The following is an 18,266-nucleotide window of genomic DNA, read 5'->3' as shown; positions in this document are numbered from 1 at the left end:
GACTTAAGCCGATAACATTTTATCTCATTTAGACTATTAACGTTAGTGTCAATGACATAAATTGTTATAAAAACGAGGACAGGTTTTGCAGGGATTGTATCCGGGAGTGTGTTACACTCAGTTGTGAAACAGTATGAAAACCCGAGGAGTGATGATGCAAAAAGGTGTCATGTCACAAGTGCAAACAGGTCGTCAGTACGCGAAAAAGTGGCCAATGCGACAAGAGCTAGCTCCAATGTTTGCTGAATTCAGAGTGATCAAAGCCACTGACTTGGCGATCACAGTCATGCCTATTCTGGCTATGTTCACAGTGTTCATGCAAGTAAACTATTTAGGTAGTGATTACTTCCCTCAAGCTATCACTATCGCTTTATTTTTTCTGTCGTTACCTTTTCAAGGCTTACTGTGGTTAGGTCGTCGCGCTCAAACCCGCTTAGAACCAGCCATGTTAAGTTGGTATACCGAGCTGCATAGTAAAATGAAGGCGCATGGCTATCAGTCACAACTCACAACTGAAAAACCATGCTACACAGATTTAGCTCAACTTTTAAAAGATATGTTCGAAAAGATGGATAAAGCGTTCACAAAAGAACACTTTTAATCACGAATAAACTGGCTCACATAAAACGATAACGTTACTTTTTGTGGGCCTTGTTGCTCTATCTGCTGCCAATGCTCTGGGCGAAACTTCCAAGCAAACGGTGTCATCATAATTAAATGTTTAATCTCATCAACAGGCAATAGCACCTGTTGCTCTAGTAAGTTTATTGACTCTTTACTAAACCCTGCTGGTGGCTCTATCTCTGTATGTGGTTTTACATCCGTATAAATAAACGCTTTTAATTCTTTAAGATGCCAAGGTCCTGGGCTTGCGACAATTAGACTGCCTTGCGATTTGGCAAGTCGAGCAAGTTCTTGTGCAAATAAGGGGGCAAACACACTGACAAGCACATCGGCAGATGCGTCAGCAAAAGGGGCTTGGCTAATCGAGGCAACACTAAAATTTGCATTTTCATAACGCTTAGCCGCGTATTTTACCGCCGGCTTCGAAATATCAACACCATATACTTCGGCACTCGATTGCGCTGCTATTGCTTGGGTATAAAAGCCTTCGCCACATCCTAAATCAATTACTGTATTTGGTTTAAGTGATGCCACTAACTCAGCTAAAGCTTGCTGTAAAAAAAGGTAGTGCCCCGCACTTAAAAAAGCTCGGCGTGCTTGCACCATTTCAAGGTTATCACCCGGTTGTTTCGACTTTTTATTTTGCACGGGTAGTAAATTGACATAACCCTCTTTGGCGATATCAAAACTATGGTTGTTGTCACAGCGGTAAGTTTTATCGGTTAGCGTAAGTTCAAGTTTGCAAAGCGGGCAGTGATAGTGAAGACTCATGAGTCTAAATAGTCCTTATCATAAAAGGTTTTAACCCAGTGCGGGCGATAGGTGATCAACAAGGTAATAGCCATGCCATTGAGCATTGCTTCAGGAAACCAAATTATGGCACATAGAATGAGATAGTTTTCTGAAATCTCAATAAAACTGTAATCACCCAATAAGTAATAAAACACACCACTGGTAAGTATTTTGATACAAGCGATAACAGCCGCGGTTAAAAATGCGCATAAAAAGATATAAATAAAAAAGTGTCTTGGTAAATAGCTATAGCAAAGTACAAAACACAAGTAACTCAGCGTGATAGGTATAAATGCCGTAAACAGTAAATGCACCGGTAATAAGGGCAGTGGTAACTGAGCGACTAACACCAGCAGTAGACTTGCAAGGCTGCTTGCAAAAATAGCCAGTCGCCAACCTAAAATCAGGGTCACTGCGGTGACCCCTAATATATGCAATTCGAGGCCCGGCAATATTCCCGCTTTAATGCGCCATAATATTGCAAGTACTAAAGCACACGCGAGCACACCCACTTGTCTTATTGGTGTTGCCAATAATTGGGATGCGCTTTGCTTATCAAAGCTTAGCCAAAGTACTAAAGCCACACAGCTCCACAAAGGGAGCTGCCATTGCATCGTCTCTATCATGCGTTAAATGTTGACCAAATTGGCGCATGATCAGATGGTTTTTCGATACCACGTAATTCGTAATCGATACCTGACTCAACACAACGCTCAGCAAGCGCTGGGGTTGCTAAAATCACATCAATACGTAAACCGCGATTGTCATCAAAACCTTTTGAGCGGTAATCAAACCACGAATATTGTTCGGTTTTTTCTGGGTATAGTTCACGGAAGGTATCTTTAAAGCCCCAGTTTAATAACGTGCTTAGCCATTCACGCTCTTCTGGTTGAAAAGAACATTTACCCGTTTTTAACCAGCGCTTACGGTTAGGCTCTCCAATACCAATGTCGAGATCGGTTGGTGAAATATTAATGTCGCCCATCACAATAACATCTTGCTCTGGTGTGTGATTATCTTCTAAGTGGGTCATTAGATCTTTATAGAATTGACGCTTATATGGGAACTTGGTTTCATGGGCAATATTATCGCCTTGTGGGAAATAGCCATTCATTACAGTAAGATCGCGACCATTTTCTTGAGTCACTGTTACGCTGATCATACGACGTTGTGATTCATCTGTATCGGTTGCAAAACCTTTTACAACCGATTTAGGTTCTTGCTTACATAGCATTGCCACGCCGTAATGCGCTTTTTGACCATGGAAATAAACGTGATAACCCATTTTTTGTACATCCTCAAGCGGGAAGGCTTCATCATGCACTTTGATTTCTTGTAAGCCAATGATGTCTGGTTGATGTTTATCAATCACCGCTTGCAACTGGTGTAAACGGGCGCGCAGGCCGTTAATGTTAAATGAGATTACCTTCATGGATTACCTATCTGAATTTTTGTTTATTCGTTTAGCGCAATTCTACCATCAAAATAGGGCTTATTCATGAGCAAATTACGAAAATCAAATTGAATAAATGTTGATCAATTGCTGCTTATTTTAAAAACATTGTTAACTCAGTATTAATAATTAAATTAAATAAATAATTCAGTTGATCTACTTATTTTTGGTTATATAATGCGCGCAAATCACCCGTTCATATTATGTACTATTTAAAGGTAAACCATGAAAAAACAATTAGTGATGCTTTCTCTTGCATGTATCTCATTTGGCTCATTAGCAAGCAACCCGCACTACTTTTCAGCTGATAACCGTATTGAATCAAAGTTATGTAGCTTAAGTGCGAACGAAGGGTTTACCGCTGCACGTAAAGAAGCAGCAAAGCATGGCATTTCAATGTCACGTTTTTCAAAGAGCATTTTATGTAACGGTACTGACATCCGTGAAATTGCTAAAAAAGCACAATCACAAGAAGCTGCAACAAAGGCAGCTGTTGAAGTGTTTGCTAAAAATGAGCAAAAAGAGACTCAACTTTGTATCACTGCACTTAAAAAAGGTTTAACACCTGTGCGTGAAAAAATTGGTAACTTAAATACTTTAAAATGTAATGGCGAAGCAGTAACAGATTTCGTCAAGCGTTACCAAAACGCAGCTATCTAATAGCAACATTACAGTTAGATTGAAAAAGCGCTTTTTAGAGCGCTTTTTTTATGAAAAAATTACAGTAATTAATGAAAAGCTTGCTAAATCATAGGCTTTACCTTAACTTAACTAGGTTGTAAGTGCTTGATTTTAGCTAATAAGGCATTTTGGCATTCAACTTGTAACAGTTGAAGTGAATCTAATCGACTACAAGGAAATGTCTTATGAAAAAGTTAACTTTAGCATCAACAATTTTAGCAGCATTAAGCCTATCAGCCTGTTCTGCGAGTAACTCTTTAGCAAAAATCGACAGCGATTTTGGCAGCCTAGATAATGACAACGACGGTTATATCTCTAAAGTAGAAGCTGACGACGATGCTATTTGGGAGCACTTTTCAAATATCGATACCAATATGGATGAGCAAATCAGCCGTACTGAATTTAATGCTTACATGCGGTTAAATACAGGCAAGGTTGCAACTGATAGTGAGGTATCTGAATCAGCATTTAAAGCTGAAATCGCTAAATTTGACCCAATCGAAAATGACTTTAAATCGTTAGATAACGATAAAAATGGCTATATTTCTATTGAAGAAGCGGATGACGACGACATTGCAAATCACTTTGGCTATATGGATAGCAACAAAGATAAACGTGTAAGCCGCAATGAGTTTATTAGTTACATTAATAAATATGGCAGTGAAGTTGCCGAAGACGACGCGTTAGAGATGCTTAACAAGAGCTAATTTTATAAAGCAGCTATTAAATACCCATAAAGCCAGTGTTTTACGCTGGCTTTTTTATAATAATTTTTCCAACCTTGGTCGACTTCTGTCATAATAGAGCGTTAGTGAGTAAAAATGACCTTTAGTAGCAATGGCCGCAAAACGTATCAGTGATGAACAATTAGTCGAAATCATAGAAGCCGCGATTTTTGTTGCCGGGAAGCCCGTGTCTAAGCGTCATTTAAAAGATACAGTATTAGCTGATTTAAGCGTATCTATGCCACGCATAAATAATGCAATTGACCAAATTCAAACGCATTATCAAACTCGAGGCATTAAGCTTGTTGCCGTTGGCAGCGGTTATCGGTTTCAAGCATGTGCAAGTTTAGCACCTTGGCTTGCAAACTTATGGCAAGAGCGAGCACCGAAATACTCAAGAGCACTATTAGAAACTTTATCCTTGATTGCCTATAGACAACCCATAACCCGTGGTGAGATTGAACAAGTACGGGGGGTTACAGTTGGCTCAGGGATAATTAAAACATTATTAGAAAGAGAGTGGATAAGAGTTGTTGGCCACAAAGAAGTGCCGGGGCGTCCTGCCTTGTACGCCACCACTGCTGCTTTTTTAGACTATTTTTCATTAGCTGGTTTAGATGAATTACCACCACTGCCTGAGCTTCAGGAAAGTAAAATCAACCAGTTATTGAGCGATCCTTCTGTGAGAGAACTATCTGAATGAGTAATTTAGAAACTGAAAAGTTACAAAAAGTATTAGCCCGTGCTGGTGTGGGTTCACGTCGTGAAATGGAAAAATACATTGATGCCAACCGCGTAAGTGTTAACGGTAAAGTTGCCCGTTTAGGTGACCGTGTAGAGGCAAGCGATGTAATCCGTGTTGATGGTCACGTTGTGAAAATTGAAGACAAAGCTGAGCGTATTTGTCGTGTACTTATGTATAACAAACCAGAAGGCGAGTTATGTACACGTAAAGACCCTGAAGGCCGTCGTACGGTATTTGATCGTTTACCACGCGTTGATGGCGAACGTTGGATTGCGGTAGGTCGATTAGATATCAACACTGCAGGTTTAATGCTTTTTACTAACGATGGTGAACTTGCTAACCGTTTAATGCATCCAAGTTACGAAGTTGAGCGTGAATACTCAGCGCGAGTGTTTGGGGAAGTGACTAACGAAACGCTACGCACTTTAACAAAAGGTGTTGAGCTTGAAGATGGTCCAGCAAAATTTTTAAATATTAAACCTATGGGTGGTGAAGGTATCAACCGTTGGTTTAATGTTACGTTGACTGAGGGACGTAACCGCGAAGTACGTCGTTTATGGCAATCGCAAGATGTAGAAGTTTCTCGTCTTATTCGTATTCGTTACGGTAAGTTAGAGCTTGATAAGCGTTTACCACAAGGTGGTTGGGCTGAGCTTGATTTAGATACCGTTAACTATTTACGTAAAACTGTACAGTTAGGTCGCGAAACACAAACTAAGTTGTCGGCTATTCCTGAAAAACGTAAAGACAAGCGTGCTAAAATTAACCAAATCCGTAAGGCGGTTAAAAAGCACAATCAACGCGCTAAACAAACTAAGCGTCGTTAATCAGCAATATCATTGTTTGCAGATAAACTGATTTATTTGCAAACAGGCATAAAAAAAGCAGCGATTTCGCTGCTTTTTTTGTTTCGAGCACAATGCTAATTAAGCATTTTCAACCGCTGTACGTGGGTCAACATATTCCATGTTGAAAGCTTCAGCTACTTCTTTATAAGTAACTTGGCCTTTGATCACGTTTAAGCCTTTTAAGAAATGTGCATCATCAAGAAGCGCCTTCTTATAGCCTTTGTTAGCAAGGTTGATGATATACGGTAATGTTGCGTTGTTAAGTGCAAACGTAGAAGTACGTGGTACAGCACCTGGCATGTTAGCAACACAGTAGTGAACAACGTCATCAACGATGTAAGTAGGATCTGCGTGAGTTGTTGCTTTAGAAGTAGCGATACAACCACCTTGGTCGATTGCAACATCAACGATAGCAGAACCAGGCTTCATTGCTTTGATGTGCTCAGCTGTAACTAGTTTAGGCGCTGCTGCACCTGGGATTAGTACGCCACCGATCACAAGGTCAGCTTCTAGTACGTGTTTTTCTAACGCATCAGCAGTAGAGTAAATAGCTTTAACTTTGTTACCGAACTGTGCGTCTAATGCACGTAATACGTCGATGTTACGGTCAAGAACAACAACATCAGCACCTAGGCCAACTGCCATTTGCGCTGCGCTACGACCAACCATGCCGCCACCGATAACAACAACTTTTGCTGGCTCAACACCAGGTACACCACCCAGTAACATACCACGGCCGTGGTTTGATTTTTCAAGCGCTTGTGCACCAGCTTGGATAGACATACGACCAGCAACTTCACTCATAGGAGCAAGAAGAGGTAAACCGCCACGAGCGTCAGTTACAGTTTCGTAAGCGATACAGATTGCGCCGCTTTTAACTAGGTCTTCAGTTTGTGGAAGATCCGGTGCTAAGTGAAGGTAAGTAAATAGAATTTGGTCTTCGCGTAACATTGCACGCTCAACAGCTTGAGGCTCTTTTACTTTAACGATCATTTCAGCTTTAGCAAAAACGTCAGCAGCGGTTGGTAAAATTTCAGCACCAGCTGCAACATAATCTTCGTTAGTGAAGCCAATGCCCATACCTGCATCAGTTTCAACAAACACTTGGTGGCCATGGTTTACTAGTTCACGAACACTCGCAGGAACCATACCTACACGGTATTCATGGTTTTTAATTTCTTTAGGTACACCAATAATCATAGTTTTTCGCCTTAATAGAACGGGATAAAATTTTTGACTATTATATTCATGACATGCCAGTGTGTCTCACCTTTTTTAAGTTATATTCTAGTGATATAATCTAAAAAATTAATTTTAACAGTTTAAAACTCTGGTTTGTCTTATGCACCAATTACTCGACCGAATTGACCGTAAAATTTTAATGGAATTACAGCTCGATGGTCGGATCTCTAACGTAGAGCTGGCAAGGCGTGTAGGCCTAAGTGCAACACCCTGTTTAGAGCGGGTAAAAAAGCTCGAAAGGGAAGGGTACATACTCGGTTATAAAGCCGTGGTAGATCCAGCAAAACTCGGGCAAGGTTTGTCGGTTTATGTAGAAGTGACTATCACTAAAACATCACCCGATGTATTTGAAGAATTTAACGCTGCAGTTAAAAAGCACGATGAAATTATTGAATGCCATTTAGTATCAGGTAATTTCGACTTTCTATTAAAAACGCGGGTAAACGACATGTCGGAATATCGAAATGTTTTAGGGGATATTCTACTAAAACTACCTAATGTCAGTGAAAGCCGGACCTATGTGGTAATGGAAGAAGTAAAAGGTGAGCAAGGGGTCATTATTCGCCCATATATTGCCTAAACTGTTAAAATACACATTGAGTAACAAAAACTTGTTCATTATCAGTCCATCAAGGTTAAGATAAAGTGCATCAAACGGCATTTCCTGCTAAGGTATTTCACTGCTAATCGATGAGTAAAGAGTAATAAGGAATAGGGAGCTATGCGCCTAAATGGTGTTCAAAGACTGTTAGAAACGGGGCTAATTATTAGTACCTTTGCAGCAGTATTTATTTTATGTGCATTAATCAGTTTTGATCCAGCCGATCCTTCTTGGTCGCAAACCGGTGAATTTGTTAATGTTAAGAATATTACCGGCACCGCAGGTGCATGGATTGCGGATATCCTTTTGCTTAGTTTTGGCTGGCTAGCTTATCTTGTGCCGGTAGCCATTCAGCTGTTTGGCTATTTACTGTTTAAACAACCTCATCGTATTTTACAGCTTGACTACACCACGCTTGCTCTAAGAGTCATTGGCTTTGCATTATTCATTACCTCAGCCACGGCAATTAGTAGCATCAATTTTGATGACATATATAATTTTTCATCGGGCGGGGTAGTAGGTGATGTGATTGCCACAGCCATGATGCCAACTTTTAATTTCACTGGCACCTCTATTTTATTGTTGTGTTTCTTTTTTGCCGGCCTAACGCTACTAACTGGAGTTTCTTGGGTTCAGTTTGTTGACTTTGTTGGTAAGTGGGTGATGAAAATATTCTACTTCTTACGCGCGCAGTTTTCTGCATGGTTAAATCGCGAAAGAGAAGCGGTTAAACCAACGTCAGCCGAGCCTGACGCTAACTTTGAACAGCAAGATAGCAACCCAGCTATAGGTTTCGATGACATAGACGAGCCAGCAACAAAGCCATCACAAACACAGAAAAAACAGCCAAGCAATAGTGATGATGAATTTGAAGGTTTTGATGAGCTTGACGATATTCTTGACCAAGAAATTGGCTTTAGTGCGCTTGATGACGAATCATTCGATACTGTATCGGCACTTAATGCGCTTGATCAAAGCCCGGTCGTTGAGCCAGAAAAACCTGTAACAACGGTTGTGTCGCCTGCGCGCCCAATGCCTAATGCAAAACCTGCGTACCAGCCACCGCCAACGGCAAAAGAAAAGTTTGAAGCCTTACTAGATGAGCAGCCGCCTACAAACCCGTTACCATCACTTGATTTATTAGACCGCCCAGATAAAGCGAAAAACCCATTATCGCAAGAAGAGCTTGATGGTATTTCGCGTCTAGTTGAAACCAAATTACTTGATTTTAACATTCAAGCTGCAGTTGTGGGTGTGTACCCAGGTCCGGTAGTAACGCGTTTTGAGCTTGATTTAGCGCCGGGTATTAAAGTAGCTAAAATCACTGGCCTTGCTAAAGATTTAGCGCGTTCACTGTCTGCTGTGAGTGTTCGTGTTGTAGAGGTTATTCCGGGTAAAACCTATGTTGGTTTAGAGCTACCTAACAAACACCGTGAAATCGTGCGTCTAAGTGAAGTTATTAACGCACCTAAATTTGAATCAAACCCATCACCACTCACCATGGTGTTAGGCAAAGACATTGCTGGTGAGCCAGTATGTGCTGACCTTGGCAAAATGCCGCATTTACTCGTTGCAGGTACCACAGGTTCAGGTAAGTCAGTGGGCGTTAATGTAATGATATTAAGCTTACTGTACAAATCGGGCCCTGATGATGTTCGTATGATCATGATTGACCCGAAAATGCTTGAACTTTCGGTGTACGAAGGCATCCCACATTTATTATGTGAAGTTGTTACCGACATGAAAGAAGCAGCCAATGCATTGCGTTGGTGTGTAGGTGAAATGGAACGTCGTTATAAGCTAATGTCGGCGCTTGGGGTGCGTAACTTAAAAGGTTACAACCAAAAAGTGCTTGATGCGAAAGAAGCGGGTCACCCTATTTTAGACCCACTTTTTAAAGACACAGATGGCATGGCCGATGGCCCTGAAGAGCTTGGTAAATTGCCAAGTATTGTGGTGGTGATAGACGAATTTGCCGACATGATGATGATCGTGGGTAAAAAAGTGGAAGAGCTGATTGCTCGTATTGCACAAAAAGCTCGTGCTGCAGGTATTCATTTAGTGCTAGCAACACAGCGCCCATCGGTTGACGTTATTACAGGTTTAATTAAAGCGAATATTCCAACGCGTATGGCGTTCCAAGTTTCAAGTAAAATTGACTCGCGTACCATTTTAGATCAGCAAGGTGCCGAAAACTTACTGGGTATGGGTGACATGCTTTACTTACCGCCGGGTACCAGTGTGCCAGTGCGTGTACATGGCGCGTTTGTAGACGACCACGAAGTTCACGCGGTTGTAGATGATTGGAAAAAACGTGGTAAACCAAATTATATAGATGAAATTTTAAGTGGTGATGCCACAGAAGAAATTTTACTACCTGGAGAAACCAGTGAAGACGGTGATGAAGAGTCAGATCCGCTTTACGATGAAGCAGTATCATTTGTAATTGAAACCGGTAAAGTGTCGGTGTCGAGTGTGCAGCGTAAGCTTCGCGTAGGTTATAACCGCGCAGCTCGCTTAGTTGAACAAATGGAAACATCAGGCATTGTTAGCGCACCGGGTCATAACGGTGCCCGCGAAGTCTTAGTGCCAAATGGTGGAGCAAATTAATGAAAAAAATTAAATACCTAGCCCTAATTATGGGCTGTTTATTAAGCGGTCAAAGTTTTGCAGACGACAGCGAAGCGTTGCAACAACAACTGGCTGCGATTAAAAGTTTTAAAGCACAGTTTTCGCAACAAGTGACCGATTCTCAAGGTGAAGCTATCATGCAAGGAGAGGGGAACATTGCCCTTCAGCAGCCTATGATGATCCGCTGGCAACAACAAAGCCCAGATGACACCTTGTTTGTATCAAATGGCGACAAAACTTATTACTTCGACAGCTTTGCTGAACAAGTAACCATTATGAATACCCACAGCCTAATTGATTCAACACCGTTTGTATTGTTGACCTCAAAAGATCCTGAGCAATGGGCAAAGTACCAAGTTGTGGCAACAGAGGCAGGCTTTAGTGTCACGCCGAACAAAGGCGTTGAGAGCCAAGTTGAAAAGTTAGATATTACCTTTAATGCTAAAGAGCAAGGTCTTGCATCACTAACTGTATTAGACACCTCTGGTCAGCAATCTTTATTTACCTTTAAAGATGCCAAAGTAAACGAAGCGCTTGCAGCTCAAACATTTGAATTTACCATTCCTGAGGGCGTGGAAGTTGACGACCAAAGCCAAGGTGATTAAGGCTTGAGTAACCTCGGATTTAATTTTGGCCCTGATGTGCGCCCACTCGCGGCGCGCATGCGACCAGAAACACTGAATGACTATATAGGTCAGCAGCACCTATTGAGCCCCGACAAACCTCTTTACCAAGCGATTCTTGCTGGACGATGCCACAGCCTTATTTTGTGGGGGCCGCCTGGCGTTGGTAAAACTACCTTAGCGCAAATTATTGCTAACCATGCCGATGCAAGCCTTATTCAAATGTCGGCTGTTACAGCAGGCGTGAAGGATATTCGTGAGGCAGTAAGCGAAGCGAAAGCAAACCTTGCTGGGCGAGGACAACGCACTTTATTATTTGTAGACGAAGTGCACCGCTTTAATAAATCTCAGCAAGATGCATTCTTACCACATATCGAAGATGGCACCTTTATTTTTGTTGGCGCAACCACCGAAAACCCATCATTTGCACTCAATAACGCGATATTGTCTCGTGCCCGTGTGTATGTTTTAAAAGCGCTTGAGCAAACCGATTTATTTACCGTGATTGAGCGCGCCTTGCGTGAAGACGTAGAGCTTAGCCAAAAACACATTGAAATTGCCGATAACGCCAAACAGGCGCTTTGCCAAGCAAGTGATGGCGATGCGCGAAAAGTACTTAACTTGTTAGAACAAGCGGTTGATTTAACCACGGAGCAGCAGGGTAAATATCTTGTTGATCAACATGTTTTAAGCCAAGTACTGCCAACTCACTTAGCCAAATACGACAAAGGCGGTGATGAGTTTTACGACTTGATTTCAGCGTTTCATAAGTCAGTACGAGGAAGTTCACCTGATGGCGCCTTATATTGGTACTGCCGTATTTTAGCCGGTGGCGGCGACCCACTTTATGTGGCTAGGCGTTTATTAGCGATTGCCACAGAAGATATTGGCAATGCTGACCCGCGAGCAATGGAAGTTGCACTCAATGCGTGGGATATTTTTCAACGTGTTGGCCCAAGTGAAGGTGAGCGCGCTATTGCACAAGCCACTATTTACTTAGCAAGTGCACCGAAAAGTAACGCTGTGTATATGGCGTTTAACCAAGCGCTACAAGATGCTAAAAATGAGCCGAGTTATCCTGTGCCAGAGCATTTACGCAATGCACCAACAAGTTTAATGAAAGATTTAGGTTATGGCGCTGAATATCGTTATGCTCACAATGAAGAAGGTGCATTTGCGGCTGGCGAAAAGTACTTCCCAGAAGCAATTAATGATCGCCAGTATTACTTCCCAACCGAACGTGGACTTGAACAAAAAATCAAACAAAAGCTGGACTACTTAACTCAGCGCAACGAGCAAAGTGATATTAAACGTTATGAATAGTTTGAAACTTTACATGATGATTGCGCTAGGTGGTGCATCAGGAGCATGTTTACGCTATTTTCTTAGCGAAACCATGCTAAAACTGCTGGGTAGGGGATTCCCTTTTGGCACGTTGACAGTTAATATTCTTGGTTCATTGTTAATGGGCATTTTGTACGGCTTGATTGAAAAAGAAATAATCGCTGTTAGCCCAGCTAAAACCTTAATTGGTATTGGCTTTTTAGGTGCATTGACCACCTTTTCAACATTCTCAATGGATTCGTTGTTGCTATTGCAACAAGGTCACTTTTTTAAAATGGCCCTCAATATCACCTTAAACGTGGTGGTGTGTATATTTATGGCTTGGCTGGGCCTTCAGCTGGTAATGCAAAAAGGTTAAAAATCGAACATGTTAGATTCTAAATATTTACGTCAAGATATTGAACAAGCGGCTGCACGTTTAGCAACGCGTGGTTTCGAGCTTGATATTGCAGCAGTGACTGCTCTTGAAGAAAAACGCAAAACATTACAAGTAAAAACGCAAGAACTTCAAAGCGAGCGTAATGCAAGTTCCAAAGCTATCGGCCAAGCAAAAGCGAAAGGCGAGCACGAAAAAGCACAACAGCTGCTTGATTCAGTTAGTAATCTTGGCGACCAACTAGACAGCGTTAAAGCAGAGCAAGATGCAGTGTTAGAAGAGCTTAAGCAAATTGCACTTGCTATTCCAAACTTACCTGATGAATCAGTACCTGTTGGTGAAGACGAAGATCAAAACGTTGAGATTTCAACATGGGGTACGCCTAAGTCATACGACTTTGAAGTAAAAGATCACGTTGATGTTGGTCAAGATGTTAACGGCCTAGACTTTGAAATGGGCGTTAAGATCAGTGGTGCACGTTTTACCGTTATGCGCGGTCAAGTTGCACGTATGCATCGTGCTCTTACGCAGTTTATGCTTGATACGCACACAGAGCAAAATGGCTATACAGAAATGTATGTGCCTTACCTAGTAAATAGCGCAAGCTTATACGGCACAAGTCAATTACCTAAGTTTGCTGGTGACTTATTCCACACATTAGGTTTAGTTGATGACGACGGTCAGCAACAACCAGGTTTCAGCTTAATTCCTACAGCGGAAGTGCCGCTTACTAACAGTGCTCGTGACGAAATTTACGACGAAAGCGACTTACCAATTCGTTTAACAGCACATACACCATGTTTCCGTAGTGAAGCGGGTAGCTATGGCCGTGATACCCGTGGTCTTATTCGTCAGCACCAGTTCGACAAAGTTGAATTAGTACAACTAGTAAAACCTGAAGATTCAATGCAAGCACTAGAAGAACTAACAGGTCACGCTGAACAAATCTTACAAGCATTAGAGCTGCCATACCGTAAAGTGATTTTATGTACAGGTGATATGGGCTTTGGTGCAGCAAAAACTTACGATTTAGAAGTTTGGTTACCTGCACAAAACACCTATCGTGAAATCTCATCATGTTCAAACATGGTTGATTTCCAAGCACGTCGTATGCAAGCGCGTTTCCGTCGTCAAGGCGAGAAAAAACCTGAGCTACTTCACACACTAAACGGTTCAGGTTTAGCGGTTGGTCGTACCCTTGTAGCAATCTTAGAAAACTACCAACAAGCTGACGGCTCGGTCATCGTGCCAAAAGTATTACGTCCATACATGGGTGGCTTAGAAGTAATTAAATAGGCTTAATTTTTAGTCATTTTATGAAACCGCATTGGGAAACCATGCGGTTTTTTTTATTTTTTGATAATAATTAATTGCGGTAAGCAGTATGTTTAGTAAACTAAAAATAGGTACTATCAGTTTTAAAACTAAATCACATAGTATTTTATTACAATACACGAAGGACTGCTGTTATGAAAAAACTACTCGCCGTAGCATCTGCTGCTTTGTATTTAGCAAGCTCTGTCGCTTTTGCTAAAGATAAGCCCAATATCCTCATAATATTCCCCGATGATGTAGGCTGGCAAAACGTCAGTGCATATGGCCTAGGTACAATGGGTTATAAAACCCCAAATATTGATAAACTTGCCCATGAAGGTGCAATGTTTACCGATCACTATGCACAACCATCATGTACTGCTGGTCGCGCTGCCCTTATTACCGGCCAGTACCCAATCCGTAGTGGCATGACAACTGTTGGCAGACCAGGCGCAGAGCTTGGTTTAAAAGCGGGCTCTTATACCCTTGCTGAAGTTCTTAAAGAGCAAGGTTACGCTACCGGTCAATTTGGTAAAAACCACTTAGGTGATCGCAACGAGCACTTACCAACCGTTCATGGTTTTGATGAATTTTTGGAAACTTATATCACTTAAATACGCAAGAAGAATTCGAGCAACGTGATTATCCAAAAGACCCTGAATTTTTCAAAAAGTATGGTACGCGAGGTGTTTTACATACTTACGCAACTAATGTAGATGATAAAACGGTTGATCCACGTTTTGGTAAAGTAGGTAAACAAAAAATTGAAGATACCGGCCAGCTTTCTCGCGAACGTATGAAAAACGTAGATAAAGAGTTTATGGCTGCGAGCCTAGATTTTATCAAGCGTGCAAAAAAAGCTGATAAACCTTTCTTTGTTTGGTTTAACCCAAGTCGTATGCACATGTATACGCGTTTAAGTGACGAAAGTCGTTATTTAGCTGAAGAGTACACCACAGAGCATGATTTATACGGCAGTGGCCTAATTGAACATGACCAGCAAGTGGGTGAGTTAATGGCTGCGCTAGATGATATGGGTGTACTTGATAACACTATCGTTATTTACTCAACAGATAATGGTCCTGAGCACAGCGCTCGATTACACGGCGGTACAACACCTTTCCGTGGTGAAAAGATGACAACTTACGAAGGCGGCGTACGCGTTCCTATGATTGTTCGTTGGCCAGGTAAAGTCCCTGCAAATACGATACTAACGGGTATTCAATCGCACATGGATATTTACACAACCCTTGCAGCAGCAGCGGGTGAACCAAATATCGTGAAAAAAGCGCTTAAAGAACACAAGCAACCGATTGATGGCGTAAACAACTTAGATTACTGGTTAGGTAAAACAGACGAAAGTGCGCGTGATAGTTTTCTGTATTATTACGAATCAAGCATTAAAGCCGTACGTTACAAACAGTGGAAGCTTCATTTCGAAACAAGCGAAAACTATTACGCTCAGTACGAAAAGCAAAAGTTCCCGATCATCTATAACTTACGTATGGACCCATTTGAAAGCTTTGATGGCTTAACAGACCGTTCAGACATTGTGCAAGCTAAGCAATGGCTAAATGAGCCTGTGCAACATCTACTTGGTGAACACATTAAGTCATTGACTGAATATCCACCACTGCAAAAAGCAGCGAGCTTTGACTTTAGCCAACTGATGGAACAGTTGATGTCTGGTAAGCAGTAACACTCAATAAAACGATTTATTAAGTTGTTAATCTAAATAAATAGCCGCATCGGGAAACCATGCGGCTTTTTTAGTTTTATGCTAATGGGCAAAAGATTGTAAAAGCTAAAGTGGATCTAAAACCGAGCAATCAACGTATTCAAAGCATTAAGTTAATAGTGTGAAACATTATGAGTAATAAACAAAAGTCTGTGCCAACATCACGGTTTTCACGCGCTGTTCGGCTTGGCTCTTTAGCTAGTAAAGTGGCGGGTAATATGTTGTTTGAAGGCACAAAAGCATGGGCGACGGGCAAGCAAACATCACGACAAGAGTTACTGTTACAGCCCAAAAATATTCAGCGCTTTGCCGAACAGCTTGCAAACCTGCGTGGTGCCGCAATGAAATTGGGCCAGCTGTTATCCATGGATAGTGGCGAATTACTTACTCCTGAGCTATCTGCAATTTTAGCAAGGCTGCGTTCAGAAGCGACACCTATGCCGCAAAAGCAGCTAGTTAAAGTAATGCGTGAGCATTGGGGTGATGCGTGGTTAGAGCAATTATCGCATTTTGAACTCAGACCATTTGCTGCGGCATCAATAGGGCAAGTGCATATTGCTTATCGAGAATCGGGCGAAAAGTTAGCAGTTAAAGTGCAATACCCAGGTATTGCAAAAGGCATTGCTAGTGATGTTGATAACTTAGCTTACCTTCTGAAGCTCAGTGGCTTATTACCCAAAGAGGTAGAAATACAGCCTCTTATCGATGAAGCAAAACAACAGCTTATAAACGAAGCTGACTACGAATTAGAAGCAAATTATTTAAAACGCTACAGCGAGTGTTTAAAGGGTGACGACAATTACCTTATTCCAACTGTGGTAGATTCGCTTAGTTCTTCTCAAGTTTTAGTCATGAGTTTTGTTGAAGGACAAGAGCTCGATGAACTGGTAAACACAGAGCAAGCGCTACGTAATAAAGCTGCTCAGCAGTTAGTAAGCTTGTTTTTACAGGAGCTATTTAGCTTTAAATTAGTTCAAACAGATCCAAACTTTGCCAACTATCAATATCAAGTCGACAATCAACGCTTAGTACTTTTAGACTTTGGCGCCACCCGCGAACTACCTCAGCATATTAGTGCTGGTTACTTACAGTTATTATCTGCCGCGATTAGTAACGACAGAGCAGGTGTTGCAACAGCAGCACAGCAAATTGGCTATTTTCAACAAGGGCTTGCGCAAGAATATATAGATAATGTCGTTGATATATTTCTCCTTGCCTGCGAGCCACTGCGTCACCAAGGTGAGTATGACTTTGCAAATAGCGACTTACCAAAACGAATCAAAGAGCTCGGCCTAAAAATGAGCACCGCTTCAGAGCATTGGCACGCACCACCCGTAGATGCCTTATTCGTACACAGAAAACTAGCAGGCCTGTTTTTAATCGCTGCAAAGCTAGGCGCAAAAGTGAATGTGAACAGTATTTTTAAGGAGTTTAAAGCACAGAGGGATAAATAATAGAGCGGGAGTTTGGGGTGTAGAAAAAATGGTCGGCATAGCAGGATTTGAACCTGCGACCCCTGACACCCTATGACTTTCTTAAAAATTAAGTTAACCTATTGAAATTATGTAATATTAAAAATTAAACACTGTTTTTTATACAGGCAAAAGTGCATTTTTCTCATTTTTATACTTTTGTAAAATCAAGCGGTTAAAGTGCTTATTACAAATGCAATTCTCAGCGTTTTTATAAAGCCCTTCCTAAACAACATATTAGAAAATCTAATTGTGTAAGCCTAAGTTCAAGCGACTTCAAAATCCACTTTCAGACAGTTAAATTTTTCACCATACTGTATATGTGTACAGTGTACAGTGTACAGTGTACAGTGTTTGGTTTTTTGTTTTTATGTTCGTTATTCCAATCTATATTGAAGCTGGTATTACAGGTTTTGAATCTCCAGCAGCTCAATGCAAAGAATTAGGTCTTTCGCTTGATCAGCTTTTAATAAAGCATCCTGATGTTACCTTTATTGGAATTGCCTCAGGGCAGTCTATGCAGGGAGTAGGGATTTATGATGGTGACTTACTGTTAGTTGATAGGGCCGTTGATGCCAGTACCGGTGATATTGTTGTTGCAAGTTACAACGGCTGCTTTGTATGTAAGATCATCGATAAAGACAATCGGTTGCTGCTATCAGCCTCTGATGAGTTCAAGCCCGTATATGTCTCACCAGAGGATGATTTTTGCTTAGAAGGGGTTGTAACCAGGAGTATAAGGTTGCATAAGCCTTGTTTGGAGTTTAGTAATTAAAGACGCTAAAAGATTAAAAGAAGAATTATCATGGACTAAGTTTGGTTATATTCTTTGTATAAATCTATTTTAAATTGTCTAAACTTAATTGAGCATTAGCTAACTGTTGAATCCAAAAGCCATGTAATTTTCCATTTTTAAAAGTACTTTGGTCTTCCCTGATCATTTTAATGTTTCTTTTCGCCGTTTCTTGTAAATTCTCAATTGTAGTGGTCAACTAATTTTGGCCACAGTTTTAGAATCTTGGTATCTAACCTCTGATTCATTTGGCGCTAAACCAGC

Annotated in this window: 19 protein-coding genes; 15 read left to right on the top strand and 4 right to left on the bottom strand. The window is 41.3% G+C overall.

The genetic code is table 11. From position 1 onward, the window contains the following. The first annotated feature begins 154 nt into the window (after nucleotides 1-154). Complete coding sequence (gene yfbV / locus ACSFVZ_RS13440; RefSeq protein WP_138557370.1) at nucleotides 155-601, top strand: terminus macrodomain insulation protein YfbV; 447 nt, start codon at nucleotides 155-157, stop codon at nucleotides 599-601. On the opposite strand, the gene ACSFVZ_RS13435 is transcribed toward yfbV, so the two are convergent. From ACSFVZ_RS13435 to xthA, 3 genes are read right to left on the bottom strand one after another with little or no spacing between them, the layout of a single operon-like run. Then, the gene (locus tag ACSFVZ_RS13435; protein ID WP_138557371.1) at nucleotides 598-1,395 is read right to left on the bottom strand and encodes a putative RNA methyltransferase; all 798 of its coding nucleotides are present in this window, start codon (nucleotides 1,393-1,395) and stop codon (nucleotides 598-600) included. The two genes, yfbV and ACSFVZ_RS13435, sit on opposite strands and share 4 nt — an antisense overlap. Continuing rightward, complete coding sequence (locus ACSFVZ_RS13430; RefSeq protein WP_135925113.1) at nucleotides 1,392-2,042, bottom strand: energy-coupling factor ABC transporter permease; 651 nt, start codon at nucleotides 2,040-2,042, stop codon at nucleotides 1,392-1,394. Before ACSFVZ_RS13430 ends, ACSFVZ_RS13435 begins: the two co-directional genes overlap by 4 nt. Continuing rightward, nucleotides 2,039-2,848 (bottom strand): exodeoxyribonuclease III, encoded by an 810-nt coding sequence (gene xthA / locus ACSFVZ_RS13425; protein ID WP_054552965.1) that lies wholly within the window; start codon nucleotides 2,846-2,848, stop codon nucleotides 2,039-2,041. Before xthA ends, ACSFVZ_RS13430 begins: the two co-directional genes overlap by 4 nt. A gap of 246 nt (nucleotides 2,849-3,094) precedes the next feature. Here xthA and ACSFVZ_RS13420 point away from each other — a divergent pair, with 246 nt between their 5' ends. From ACSFVZ_RS13420 to rluB, 4 genes are all read left to right on the top strand, one after another. Continuing rightward, entirely contained in the window at nucleotides 3,095-3,529 is a 435-nt protein-coding gene (locus tag ACSFVZ_RS13420; RefSeq protein ID WP_135925109.1) for an exonuclease III, read from the top strand. Nucleotides 3,530-3,735: 206 nt separating this feature from the next. Next, nucleotides 3,736-4,257 carry an EF-hand domain-containing protein gene (locus ACSFVZ_RS13415; protein WP_435559057.1) on the top strand — a complete coding sequence of 174 codons (522 nt, stop codon included), beginning with the start codon at nucleotides 3,736-3,738 and terminating at the stop codon, nucleotides 4,255-4,257. Nucleotides 4,258-4,387: 130 nt separating this feature from the next. Further along, entirely contained in the window at nucleotides 4,388-4,978 is a 591-nt protein-coding gene (gene scpB / locus ACSFVZ_RS13410) for an SMC-Scp complex subunit ScpB (RefSeq protein ID WP_435559056.1), read from the top strand. After that, nucleotides 4,975-5,847 (top strand): 23S rRNA pseudouridine(2605) synthase RluB, encoded by an 873-nt coding sequence (rluB, locus tag ACSFVZ_RS13405; RefSeq protein ID WP_135925103.1) that lies wholly within the window; start codon nucleotides 4,975-4,977, stop codon nucleotides 5,845-5,847. Before scpB ends, rluB begins: the two co-directional genes overlap by 4 nt. Before the next feature lie 99 nt (nucleotides 5,848-5,946). Here rluB and ald read toward each other — a convergent pair whose 3' ends face one another. Next, nucleotides 5,947-7,068 carry an alanine dehydrogenase gene (gene ald, locus ACSFVZ_RS13400; protein ID WP_135925100.1) on the bottom strand — a complete coding sequence of 374 codons (1,122 nt, stop codon included), beginning with the start codon at nucleotides 7,066-7,068 and terminating at the stop codon, nucleotides 5,947-5,949. 142 nt (nucleotides 7,069-7,210) lie between these two features. Between ald and lrp the strand changes: the two genes are divergently transcribed. From lrp to ACSFVZ_RS13350, 10 genes are all read left to right on the top strand, one after another. After that, nucleotides 7,211-7,690, top strand: coding sequence for a leucine-responsive transcriptional regulator Lrp (gene lrp, locus ACSFVZ_RS13395; protein ID WP_063704651.1), 480 nt, complete (start codon nucleotides 7,211-7,213; stop codon nucleotides 7,688-7,690). Between the two features lie 141 nt (nucleotides 7,691-7,831). Continuing rightward, a complete protein-coding gene (locus tag ACSFVZ_RS13390; protein WP_435559055.1) occupies nucleotides 7,832-10,321 on the top strand; it encodes a DNA translocase FtsK in 2,490 nt (829 codons plus the stop codon). Further along, a complete protein-coding gene (lolA, locus tag ACSFVZ_RS13385; protein WP_435559054.1) occupies nucleotides 10,321-10,947 on the top strand; it encodes an outer membrane lipoprotein periplasmic chaperone LolA in 627 nt (208 codons plus the stop codon). Before ACSFVZ_RS13390 ends, lolA begins: the two co-directional genes overlap by 1 nt. A 3-nt stretch (nucleotides 10,948-10,950) precedes the next feature. Beyond that, nucleotides 10,951-12,288 (top strand): replication-associated recombination protein A, encoded by a 1,338-nt coding sequence (locus ACSFVZ_RS13380; protein ID WP_435559053.1) that lies wholly within the window; start codon nucleotides 10,951-10,953, stop codon nucleotides 12,286-12,288. Next, entirely contained in the window at nucleotides 12,281-12,667 is a 387-nt protein-coding gene (gene crcB, locus ACSFVZ_RS13375; protein ID WP_074989576.1) for a fluoride efflux transporter CrcB, read from the top strand. The genes ACSFVZ_RS13380 and crcB overlap by 8 nt, the downstream gene beginning before the upstream one ends. A gap of 9 nt (nucleotides 12,668-12,676) precedes the next feature. Continuing rightward, a complete protein-coding gene (gene serS / locus ACSFVZ_RS13370; protein WP_135925091.1) occupies nucleotides 12,677-13,981 on the top strand; it encodes a serine--tRNA ligase in 1,305 nt (434 codons plus the stop codon). A gap of 173 nt (nucleotides 13,982-14,154) precedes the next feature. Then, on the top strand, nucleotides 14,155-14,613 hold the full coding sequence (locus ACSFVZ_RS13365) for a sulfatase-like hydrolase/transferase (protein WP_435559052.1): 459 nt from the start codon (nucleotides 14,155-14,157) through the stop codon (nucleotides 14,611-14,613). Nucleotides 14,614-14,795: 182 nt separating this feature from the next. After that, nucleotides 14,796-15,698 (top strand): sulfatase-like hydrolase/transferase, encoded by a 903-nt coding sequence (locus tag ACSFVZ_RS13360; RefSeq protein WP_435559051.1) that lies wholly within the window; start codon nucleotides 14,796-14,798, stop codon nucleotides 15,696-15,698. Nucleotides 15,699-15,868: 170 nt separating this feature from the next. After that, nucleotides 15,869-17,191, top strand: a complete 1,323-nt coding sequence (locus ACSFVZ_RS13355) for an ABC1 kinase family protein (RefSeq protein ID WP_235382486.1) — start codon at nucleotides 15,869-15,871, stop codon at nucleotides 17,189-17,191. A gap of 388 nt (nucleotides 17,192-17,579) precedes the next feature. Further along, on the top strand, nucleotides 17,580-17,984 hold the full coding sequence (locus tag ACSFVZ_RS13350) for a LexA family protein (RefSeq protein ID WP_435559050.1): 405 nt from the start codon (nucleotides 17,580-17,582) through the stop codon (nucleotides 17,982-17,984). The last annotated feature ends 282 nt before the right edge of the window (nucleotides 17,985-18,266 follow it).

It is taken from the genome of Pseudoalteromonas nanhaiensis (genome assembly GCF_051235485.1).
In the GTDB taxonomy this organism is placed as follows: Bacteria; Pseudomonadota; Gammaproteobacteria; order Enterobacterales; family Alteromonadaceae; genus Pseudoalteromonas; species Pseudoalteromonas lipolytica_C.
The sequence above is the reverse complement of the archived record's forward strand: the minus strand, read 5'-3'. Positions and strand labels throughout refer to the sequence as shown.